Raw genomic sequence first — 11,060 nt, 5'->3', positions numbered from 1 at the left:
CAAGTTTTACGCTGCGACGGTCATTTTACGGATGCCATAAATGCGATCAACGACCAGCAGTGTAAAAATTGCCATGAGCAGTTGTAACGTGCTCAGAGCGGCGATTGTTGGGTCAAACTGGTGTTCAAGATAGCTCAACATCACAACTGGCAGGGTGTTTGTTTGTGCGCTTGCGAAAAAGTAGCTGACTGGCAGATTGTCGAACGATGTCAGGAATGAGAACAGCGACCCCGCCATCACGCCAGGACGGATTAATGGCAAGGTCACATGCCAGAAAACCTGCAATGGATTGGCACCGAGAATTGCTGCCGCTTCTTCATAGCGTCGTGGCAGATTGCCATAAACACCCGCGACTGTTCGCACCACATAAGGAAGGCAAACCACCGTGTGGGTGATGAGAAGTGCCGTGAATGAAATGCCGAGCCCGAGCCAACTCATAAAAAACAGCGACGCGAAACCGATGACGATCATTGGCATCGACAAAGGGGATAGCAGGAACGTCATAATGGCATTCGCCCATCCGGCGCGCGAGCGTGCCAGATAAAGACATGCCGGAATGCCGATCAGGCAGGAAAGCACAGTCGCGCCGAGGCCGATTTTCAGGCTCACGAAGATCGCATCAACAAAAGGCTGATAGGCGAAAATATTCGCAAACCATTTGAGCGACCAGCCGGGGATCGGGAAAGATACGTAGCCCGCCGATGTGAAGGACACCACGACGACCACCAGAATTGGTGCCAGCATAAAAATGAAGAATGCGACTATGAAAGTGGTCAGTGCGATCCCGGCCCAGTCTTTATCGAATATTTTCATTGCTTTACGCTCCCCGCTGTCGCACGAGGCGCAATTGCAAAAACAGGCAGGAAACAGCGACAACCAGCAGGATGGTACTCATCGCACTGGCCATGCCGAAATCACGCGTCGTATTGAATTGTTGATAGATCATCAGCGGCAAGGTTTGCAGGCCACCACCCAGCATGACGAGTGTCACGAAGCTGCCATTGGCAATCATAAACACCAGAATGGCACCAGTGCCGATACCATCAAGCGATAGCGGCAGGGTAACTTCCCAGAAGGTGCGCAGGCGCCCGGCGCCCAGAATTTTCGCAGATTCCTCAAGCCGCCGATCAATCCCCTGCAAAACAGTGCTGATAGATAGCACCATGAATGGGACCAGCACATGCACCAGAGCAGCGATGGTGATTTCTGGCGAATTGGTGAAGCGTAGTGGTGCGGAAATGATGCCAAGCTGGTCCACGAGCAGATTGTTGATCAGGCCACGACGAGCAAACAGAACCTGCCAGCCATATGTTCGCATAATAATGGATGTCAGAAGCGGTGCGATCAGCAAAAACACAATAAGGCTTGCCCATCTTCCAGCTTTTCGCACCAGAAAATAGGCAACCGGATAACCAATCACGACACATATCAGCGTCACTCCGCCGGAAAGCACCAGTGTCTCACCGATAATGCGCAGGTAAAACGGGTCGGTTAGCAAGGTAGCATAGCGAGCGAAAGTCAGGCCACCTTCAGCATCGACAAAACTGCGAATGCTGTTGTCAAAAAGCGGAAGGACGAAAAAGGCCAGCAGAAACGCCAAAGCGGGCAAGGCAAGGAGCCAGCCCGGTAAGGCCAGCCTTTTCGCTCCAATCGAGTCTGGTGATTTCGTCTGGCTCATATTTTTACTCCAAGAAGCGCCAAAGCGCTGCTTTACTGACCGATTTCCCGGTTCCAGCGATCAACCCATTCGTTGCGAACTTCGGCGATCTGTTCATAAGGCGGGAAGGCAGTCTTCTGCCATGGGGTGATACGCGGCTTGAGCTTCTCGCTATAAACCACGTCAACATTGGTCACGCCGTAATTCATAATGTCGGCAAATTTGGTCTGGTTGGCTGCATCAAGAACTTCGTTGATATAGTCCCACGCCAGCGGATTGGAATTTTTCGGCTTCTGCACGGCAAGCCCGTTCAGAGAGCCGCCTTCTGATGGGTTGATGAAGTCAATCCAGGTGGCGCCTGCATCATAATGGTTCCAGGTGCGGCCATCGAAATAAATGCCGATATCGGCTTCGCCTGACGACAGGTGATTGAAAAAATCATTCGGGCTTGCCCAGTAGATGAGATTATCCTTCATCTTCTCGACGGCCTTAAAGAACGGATCAACATTGTCCACGCCGCCACCCAGCGCTTTTGCCATTGCCCAGATGAGCATGATCGGGGTGACTGCATAGCTGATCGATGGAACCGAAGCGACAAACTCACCGCTGGCGACACGATCAACAAATTCGGCAAAGGATTTTGGCGGATTTCTTACCCGATCCTTGTTGTAGGTTATGCCAGCCACACCATAGTCAAACAGCGTTCCTTTGCCTTCAACGGAGTCTGTCAGTTCCTGTGGGATTTTTGCCAGGTTAGGCAGCTTATCGAGTGTGAACTCGTCAACCAGTCCTGCTTTTGCTGCGGTCAGAGCAAGGTCCGGTGTCATGATCAGCACGTCAAGCGGCGGCTTTTGCGGGGCGGCTTCGATCTGTGCCAGCCATTGTGGTGGTCCACCAAGGGCGACATTGGCTTTCGCGCCTGATTTGGCTTCAAATGGCGTGACGAAGCAGGTGCGGATTGCTTCTTCCCAGACGCCACCAAAAGCGGTGACGGTGATTTCCTTTTCGCTCTGTGCTTGCGCAAAGCGGGGCAGGTTGCCAGCGGCAAGGCCCAGACCCAGCATAGCGCCGGAACCGAGGAAGTTGCGTCTTGTCAAAATAGGCATTTCGGTTCTCCGATCAGAATGATTCAGGAATTTTCAGTTAAATGTTCGACTGCTGTTGCAAGCTTTGCATGGGCTGCTGACGTGGCGTCTTTCGTTGCATCGATGCGCGGGAACCCATCCGGCAATTGTTCAAGCACTGTGTCGAAGACTTGCTTGCGGTAGCGCTGACGCACGGTAGCAGGCAGGGCGATTAATCCGTGGTTCAGTCGATCCATCAGTGTTGGCTGAAAGACCTCGTCCCAGCGCTGGCGCTCTGGTCCGCGACCGTCCATTGGGGACTTCTCAGACAATGTTGCGCGTTGTTTTGTGGTCGCTGGTTCATCAATCTGGCCGTTCTTGATAACAATTCCATAATCGCTGAATGCAGCATCAATCGAGACAAAACCGTCGGTTACGTCCCGCATGACTGCCGCAGGGTCGCGTTCAAGCGGATTGCCCCAGCCGCCCGCGCCGGGTGTCAGAAATGTTACTGTATCGCCAGTGTTGACTGTTAGAACGTCGATTTTACCCAGTCTGCGCTCGTCTGGCTTGCCGCGATTGACGATCAGCTCACCGGGTAATCCGGCTCTGCCGCCATGCGCACCCCACGGGCGAAACAACAGGCGCTCCATGCCACGGCCAAGCACATTGCTGTCATCGCTCAGGATGCGGAAAGTCAGCTCCATACCGCAGCCGCCGCGCCATTTACCGGCACCACCTGAATCCGGACGCAGCGCATAGCGCAGAATTTCAATGCCGAGTTCAGCCTCAACGGTTTCAACGGGGTTGTTTGCAAGATTTGAGATGCCGCTGTCGCGGCCATCAACTCCATCATGTCCATTGCGTGCACCCGTGCCGCCGATCATGGGTTCAATGACCTGAACGCGGCGACCGCCTTTGCCATCCGGCTCAGCCATAACCACCGGGATAACTGTGCCGGACGAAGCCGCAGGCATGATGTCGGGCAAAGCCTGACCAAAAGCGCCATTGAGCACGTCATTGACACGAATGGCGGCAGCGTGGCGAACACCAGTCGCTGCTGGCTCCTGGGGGTTAACAAGTGTGCCTTCAGGCGCTGTGATACGCACCGGATCAAGCAATCCGACATTGAGTGGAACCGTTGCATCCAGCGTGTTGACTAAGGCCAGCACGCGCAGCGTGAGCCATGCATGAGGCCTGCCGCGCGATGGAATATTCATAGCGGTTGCGACTTGCGGGTCTGTTCCGGTGAAATCAAGATGCACCTTGCCGTCTTCGAACGTAACGCTGAGCGCGATACGAACGGGCAGTTTTCCGGCGGCATCATCATCGAGATAATCAGAGAATGCATATGTTCCTGCCGGAACCTTGCGCAGCACCGCATGTGCCTTTTCGGCGGCATAAGAAACAAGGTCTGTGCTGGCAGTAGCAACTGCGTCCACGCCATGTTGCGCAATTGCCTGTTCAAAACGACGACGACCCGCTGCAAGGGCTGCAAGCATTGCACGAATGTCGCCCATATTGGCCTCTGGTGTGCGGCTGTTTGCGTCCAGAAACAGCTTTACTTCCGACGACATTTCTCCGCGCTTCAGCAGCTTAACGGGCGGAATACGAAGGCCTTCCTGAAAGATTTCCGTATTGACCGGAGATATGCTCGACGGCACACGACCGCCCACATCCGAGCAGTGCACAAAGCACCAGCCATAGGCGACGATCCGGCCTTCATGGAAATAAGGTTCGATCATGTGCAGATCAGGCAAATGCGTTGCAAGACCTTCGGAGCGATAAGGGTCGTTGGTCAGAATGACATCGCCGGGTTCGAGATGCCCGACTGCATCAATTGTTGGCCCGCATTCAAGGCCGACAAATCCTGACACGCCGATAGAACGCGGATAGGCGAAAAAGCATCCATCAAGTCCTGCTAAAGCGCAGGCAAAATCGGCCGTCTCTTTGACGTAGAGTGTGCGGCCAGTGCGCTGCAATGTCAGGCACATTTCTTCGCTGATGGCTGCAAGCTTGTTGCCGAGAATGGCAAGTGTGACCGGATCGAGTTTCATTGGGCCAGCCTTTCAAGATGCAGATTGCCGGATTGGTCGCAGCGCGCGGTCCAGCCGGGCAGGAGGATCGTTGTGGTATCCTCCTGTTCAATAATGGCCGGACCGCTGATCTGATCGCCAGCGCCAAGGTGAGGGCGGCTGAAAATGGCAGCTTCAAGCCACGAACCTTTGTGAAAAAGCGGGCGGCTGGATTTGGGTTGCGGTTTGCCTGTGCCCGCTGCAATTGTGGGTGCATGAAGTTCAGGCGTTATACCAATGACAGCGAGCCGTGCGGTGCCAAGTTCGACTTCAGCCTGCGTATCACGGAAGCCATAAATGCGCTCGTGTTCGCGATGGAAAGCCTCGGCAAGGGATTGTGCGTCGGTTGAAACGTCGTTGAGTGCCACGCGGAGTTCATAAGCCTGACCGACATAGCGCATATCTGCGGCCTTATCGAAATGTCGTCCGCTGCTCTGTTCGCCTTCCTCATTAAGCCATTGGCTGCCTTCCGCCTGAAGTGCCGTAAATGTCTCAGCCAACAGGCCAGCGCTTTCATCATTGAGCGCACGACGCAGGCTGCGCACGAAGTCGCGGCGCAGATCGGCTGCTGCTGCACCCAGCGCACAGAAGGTTCCTGCTGCTGGCGGGATGACAATGTGAGAAATGCCCACCTCTTCGGCCAGCAAATTGGCATGGGTTGGTCCTGCTCCGCCAAACGGCACGAGCGCGAAAGTTGCTGGATCAAGCCCGCGCGAAGCAAGTGTCTTGTAAAGTTCAGTCGCCATGCCTGCGGTCGTGACAGCAAGCGCGCCTTCAGCAGCTTTCGCTGCTGTCTGATCACCGTTAAAGCCGATACGATGGCCGATGGTGTCAAGCGCGGCTTTTGCGGTCTGACTGTTAAGCTGCATACGGCCACCGAGAAAGCCTGCCGGATCGATATAACCCAGTGTCAGATAGCAATCAGTAACGGCTGGTTCGGAGCCGCCGCGCCCGTAGGAAACAGGGCCGGGCATTGCGCCTGCGCTGCGCGGGCCGACTTTAAGCACGCCATGATCATCAACCCAGACGATTGAGCCACCACCTGCGCCAATCGCCGAAACATCCACCACAGGAAGAACCAGAGGGAGGCCGCCAATATCGGTTTTGGTTGCGAGTTGTGCTGCACCATCCTGAGCGACAGCGATATCGGATGACGTGCCGCCCATATCGAATGTAATGATCGAATGGACTTCTGCGGATTTGGCAAGTCTCGCCGCAGCCATAACACCCGAAGCAGGGCCGGAAAGAATGGTTTCAACCGGACGCTCTTGCGCCGATGTCAGGCTGAGCGAGCCGCCATTGGATGCGGTCACCAGTATAGGAGCGCTGACGCCGTCGCGGGCGAGGCCGGCTTTCAGGCCGTCAAAATAGCGGCCCATGAGTGGCTGAATATAGGCGTTGAGGCAAGCAACGAGGGTGCGCTCATATTCGCGAATTTCAGGCCAGATGGCGGCGGCAGAAGTGACAGAAAGTCCATCTGCTTTCGCAGAAATTTTTTCTGCAAGTTCGCGCTCGACAGCAGGGTTGGTATAGCCATTGATCAGCACGAGGGCTGCGGCTTCGACATCAAGCGCTTTAAGCTCATCTGCAAGCGCATCGAGTGCTGTATCATCGGCAAATTGTGTGACGTCACCTTTGGCCGACAGTCTCGCACCAATCTCAAGGATGCGATGACGCGGCACCAGCGGTTCTTCTTTACTGGCATGAAAATCAAACGATGAAGGCATGCGGCTGCGCGCGATTTCGAGAATATCACGATAGCCTTCACTGACGATCAGCGCGATTTTAGCGCCGCGCCGTTGAATGATGGCGTTGAGGCCGATAGTTGTGCCATGCATCAAAGTGTCGATTTCATCAGCCTTGAGATCGGCTTTTTGCAGAAGAGATTGCAGCCCGAGAATCAAAGCACGCGATGGTTCGTCCGGTGTTGACGGTTCTTTATAATGGATCAGGTTGTTCTTATTCGGATCAAACAGAACAAAATCGGTAAATGTTCCGCCCACATCGATGCCGATCCGTGCGCCGCTCTTCTGCATATTCCTGTCTTCCAATTATTCCGGCGCAACCACGACCGCATCCTGCAGCTTCCAGTTGAGCGTAATTTCCTGATTGAGATGATAGGCAAGCTCACCGAGGCTGCTTTCTGCCTGTCGGTAGATAAATATCTCGCGGCGCAACGCCGGAATATCGATCTGATAAGCGGCGTAATTTCCCCGGAAAACGGCCCCGACAACGCGCCCTTCCAGCAAGCCTTGGCCTTTCGTAATAGGCACGATGCGTTCGGGACGGATCGATAAGGTCAGAGGTCTTGCCGCAGGCTGCGGTACGTCCAGCGGAATAGCGACCTTGCCCTGTTCGCTCTTTAAGAGCAGCGTTTTACCATCCTCAGATGCGATGCCCTCAAATATGTTGGAAGCACCAAGAAATTCAGCGACAAATCGGCTTTGCGGCCGGTCGTAAATGTCGCCCGGTGTGCCCAATTGAAGAATGCGGCCACCCTTCATAACGGCAACCTGATCGGCCATAGACAGCGCTTCTTCCTGATCATGCGTGACCAGCAAGGTCGTGATGCCAAGACGTGCCTGCATTGCGCGAATTTCAAACTGCATGCTTTCACGCAGCGATTTATCGAGTGCGCTCAGCGGCTCATCAAGCAGTAAAACTTTTGGGTTGACCACGAGTGAGCGTGCAAGTGCTACGCGTTGCTGCTGGCCACCGGAAAGCTGTGCCGGATATGCGTCGCCACGTCCCGCAAGTTGAATGAGGTCGAGCATGGACTTGATACGCTCATCGCGAGCGGCGCGACCAAGGCCCTGCATTCTGAGCCCAAAGCCGATATTTTCAACAACCGTTCTGTGCGGAAACAGGCTGTAATTCTGAAACACCATACCAAGCTGGCGGCGGTGTGGCGGCAAGGCAGTTACATCCGTATTGCCAATGCGGATTGTTCCGGAGCCTGCGCGCTCAAAACCAGCAACCATTCGCAGCGTGGTCGTTTTTCCACAGCCCGATGGGCCAAGCAGTGACACAAGTTTGCCCGCTTCAATGGTCAGATCTAGATTATCGACGGCGATAGCCGAGCCGTACCGTTTGGTAACAGCTTGCAACACCAGTGCGCTGGCTCCAATGTTGTCGTTATAACTCATAAGGGCATCTCGCGATTTGCCCTCTCACCCAAACCAAAGACCATATGCATATCCAGAATTTGCAATATATTGTAGCGCTACAATCAATCTTTAAGCAGTTTTGGTCAAGGATGAGTTTTCTTCCGAATTTAAATTCAAGAGTATATAAAACCTTGATAATAGAGTTTCAGGGTAATAATTTGTGCTTCAATCATGAATAACTCATCCCGAAGCAAAATTCTCATAACGATGCAGTCAGTCGCCAAAGCCGCTGGTGTATCGCCTATGACTGTATCAAATTCGTTTCGATATCCTGAGCGGGTGCTGGAAGAAACGCGACTGCGCGTGTTTCAGGTTGCTGCCGAACTTGGCTATGTCCCCAATCATTCAGCTGGTATCCTGTCTTCAGGACAGAGCCGCGTGATTGGCGCTGTTATTCCTTCCATGAAGAATTCGAGCTTTTATAAATATGTTCGCGGTATGCAGGATCGTGCCACTGAAAGCGGTTATGAACTGATCCTGAAACTTGCAGAGACCAAAGAAGACGAAACCGCCGCAATCCAGACTTTCATTGGGTTACGTGTCGCTGGCATTTCGCTGGTCGGCAACCAGCATTCGCAAGAGGCTATCGATCTTATCAACAAAACTCAAACACCTGTCGTCGAGAGCTGGGTGACTGAAAACCCGCTTGATATGGCTGTTGGTTATTCCATGACTGATGCAACGCGGTCGATGACGCAGCTTTTAATCGAGCGAGGTTGTAAGCGTATCGGGTTCGTCGGGTATGGCAGTCCGTCTGCCCGTCGATATAGCGACCGACTACCCGCATTTACAGAAGCTATTGCGGCGGCAGGTTTAGCCAATCATCGCATTTGCTTTGTAGATGAAGCCGATGGTTTTGGAGCTGGCCCGAAAGCGTTGGACGCATTGCGCCTTATTGATCCCGACATTGAAGGCGTGATCTGTCCGACGGACATTGTCGCAGCAGGCGTGATTTTCGAATGCACACGCCTTGGCTGGAAAGTCCCTGATCGTCTGGCGGTAACAGGATGGGGGGACTATGAAATTGCTTCAGAAATCACACCGGGTCTTTCGACTATTCAACCCAACGCCTATGAGATGGGCGAGAGAAGTATGGAACTTATTATCCATCGTGTTTCGGGAGGGAGTGTAGGCAATTCGGTTCTTGATATTGGATATGATGTCTTGAAGCGAGCAAGCGCTTAAGGTGTTTTAGAGTCCGTGCTTTTATTCATAAAATGTCGCGTCATGACAAGTTCGACGGGATTGGCAATTTGTACCCAAAGCCATGCATATTGGTTATATTTAACCGCCAACTGATCAGCTACAATCCGTTCAATTCCGAGCACAAGAAAACTTTCCTCACCGGGTCAATCGCCATCGCGGGCTTTACCGATACCTTCAAACACTGTCACATCCAGTTGATGAAGGTCGACTGCTAACTGCTGTTGGACTGCTCGATTCCTTTTATCATCAGTTACTTGGCTCAAAGGGTTCCAGGCGGTAAGAAAGGCGGCTGTCTTGCAGTTATATTTTATTAAAATTTCTTCGATTTTTGGACTGAATTGATCGACGGTTAACACAAGCGCTTCTGGCTCAAACACAATGTAGTCAGTATTTTTATAAGCTGATCGCTAGTCCATTTTGCGCATCTCTTTCAAAGCATACGACTAAAAGCATTTTAAATTTGTAGGGTCATTTAATACATCGAATGAGTTTTAATCGCCATTTAAATTCTACTAAATTTATAGAATTTAAAATTGGCCTGCTTTCGATTTAAAGTGGAAATTCACTATTCTTGAGGCAGTTCAGAAAGACACGCGCGGGGCTTAAATGCGACGCTGGATGACGTGGTTGAGGTTTTTGCACGCGCATCGTTCAAAGCAGTGAGGTGCAATGTTTCATACAGGTGTGATTGGCTATCGAGAAAAAATATGTCGGAAACGAATGTAAAGCCTGACGGCGACTTTAATAGTGGTTTTAAGAAAAAGCGTAGCAAAGCGTTGACATCCGCTGTGGCAATAGTCGCTGTAGCCGCTGCAATCGCTGTCGGTGGGTGGTTTTGGAATTCAGAACAACAACGGGCAAATGAACTCGTGTTTGCAACCGATGTTGAACCGGATACGGGCCTTGATCCCGCACAGGATTCAAATGTTGCTCAATCACTTATCGCACGCAGCTATCTGGATTCACTGACCTATCAGGAAAAGGATGGTGCTATTGGTAAGTGGCTCGCCACGGATTGGCAGGTCTCGGATGATGGTCGCGTATACACGTTTAAACTTAGAGATGATGTATCCTTCAGTGATGGAACTAAATTCAATGCAGAAGCCGTAAAAGCTAATGTTGAATATTGGGTTGATCCAAAAACAGGTTTTGCGGACGCAAACGAAGCATTTGGTCATTTTAAATCAGCACGCGTCATTGATGATTATACGCTGAGCATCGACATTGGCGAACCCTATGCAGATTTCCTATCTTTTCTCGCACATCCTTTTGCCGGTATCCAGTCTCCAGCTGGTTTGAAGCGCGGCCATGCGATCAATGCGCAGAATGGACCAATTGGAACTGGACCTTTCATAGTCAAGGAATGGATTAAAAAATCTCATGTAACCCTGGTGCGAAACGAGAACTATAACTCTGCTCCAGCATCATTAGACCACAAGGGACCGGCTTACGTCGAACAAATCACCTATCGCTTCATCACAGATCCGGTTGCGCGTTTTGGAGCGCTCAAAAACGGTGAAGTCCAGGCAATTCAGACTATACCTCCAGAAAACTTTCAGGAAGTCGCATCGGGTGAACAATTCGCAATCATAGATGGGGTTAGGGCTGGTATACCGGTTCAGTTGGACCTGAATATAACGAAAGCTCCATTCAATGATTTGCGCGTGCGCAAGGCATTCCGCCACGCAATCGACGTACCGGCATCATTGCAATCCATTTTCAATGGTTCCTATAAGAGCTTTGGAGGATCGCTCAGCCCTTCGACTGTGTTCTATGATCAGCAGTTTGAAACGGCTTATGGTTTTGACCCTGACAAGGCAAATGGGCTTTGTCGCAAAATTTTCACTTCTGTTGAGTTAAATGCGTCCGTTATGTTTATTTGAACGAGATG

General features: G+C 52.1%; 9 protein-coding genes. 2 read left to right on the top strand and 7 right to left on the bottom strand.

What is annotated here, in order from left to right:
- Positions 1–6: 6 nt before the first annotated feature.
- From H5024_RS20180 to H5024_RS20155, 6 genes are read right to left on the bottom strand one after another with little or no spacing between them, the layout of a single operon-like run.
- Entirely contained in the window at positions 7–813 is an 807-nt protein-coding gene (locus H5024_RS20180; RefSeq protein WP_187548978.1) for an ABC transporter permease, read from the bottom strand.
- A gap of 4 nt (positions 814–817) precedes the next feature.
- A complete protein-coding gene (locus H5024_RS20175) occupies positions 818–1,678 on the bottom strand; it encodes an ABC transporter permease (protein ID WP_187548977.1) in 861 nt (286 codons plus the stop codon).
- A gap of 32 nt (positions 1,679–1,710) precedes the next feature.
- Entirely contained in the window at positions 1,711–2,763 is a 1,053-nt protein-coding gene (locus H5024_RS20170; RefSeq protein WP_187548976.1) for an extracellular solute-binding protein, read from the bottom strand.
- A 23-nt stretch (positions 2,764–2,786) separates the two neighbouring features.
- Complete coding sequence (locus tag H5024_RS20165) at positions 2,787–4,778, bottom strand: hydantoinase B/oxoprolinase family protein (protein WP_187548975.1); 1,992 nt, start codon at positions 4,776–4,778, stop codon at positions 2,787–2,789.
- Positions 4,775–6,832, bottom strand: a complete 2,058-nt coding sequence (locus H5024_RS20160) for a hydantoinase/oxoprolinase family protein (RefSeq protein WP_187548974.1) — start codon at positions 6,830–6,832, stop codon at positions 4,775–4,777. Before H5024_RS20160 ends, H5024_RS20165 begins: the two co-directional genes overlap by 4 nt.
- A 15-nt stretch (positions 6,833–6,847) precedes the next feature.
- Entirely contained in the window at positions 6,848–7,942 is a 1,095-nt protein-coding gene (locus H5024_RS20155; RefSeq protein ID WP_187548973.1) for an ABC transporter ATP-binding protein, read from the bottom strand.
- Between the two features lie 192 nt (positions 7,943–8,134).
- Between H5024_RS20155 and H5024_RS20150 the strand changes: the two genes are divergently transcribed.
- On the top strand, positions 8,135–9,148 hold the full coding sequence (locus tag H5024_RS20150; protein WP_348770725.1) for a LacI family DNA-binding transcriptional regulator: 1,014 nt from the start codon (positions 8,135–8,137) through the stop codon (positions 9,146–9,148).
- Between the two features lie 164 nt (positions 9,149–9,312).
- Here H5024_RS20150 and H5024_RS21655 read toward each other — a convergent pair whose 3' ends face one another.
- Positions 9,313–9,546: a DUF3293 domain-containing protein gene (locus H5024_RS21655; RefSeq protein WP_187548971.1), complete on the bottom strand. Its 234-nt coding sequence runs from the start codon at positions 9,544–9,546 to the stop codon at positions 9,313–9,315.
- Between the two features lie 330 nt (positions 9,547–9,876).
- On the opposite strand from H5024_RS21655, the gene H5024_RS20140 reads away from it, so the two are divergent.
- Entirely contained in the window at positions 9,877–11,052 is a 1,176-nt protein-coding gene (locus tag H5024_RS20140) for an ABC transporter substrate-binding protein (protein ID WP_187548970.1), read from the top strand.
- Positions 11,053–11,060: the final 8 nt, after the last annotated feature.

The sequence above is a fragment of the Ochrobactrum sp. Marseille-Q0166 genome, assembly GCF_014397025.1.
In the GTDB taxonomy this organism is placed as follows: domain Bacteria; phylum Pseudomonadota; class Alphaproteobacteria; order Rhizobiales; family Rhizobiaceae; genus Brucella.
Note: the sequence above shows the minus strand (reverse complement) of the source record. Positions and strands in the feature narration are given on the sequence as shown.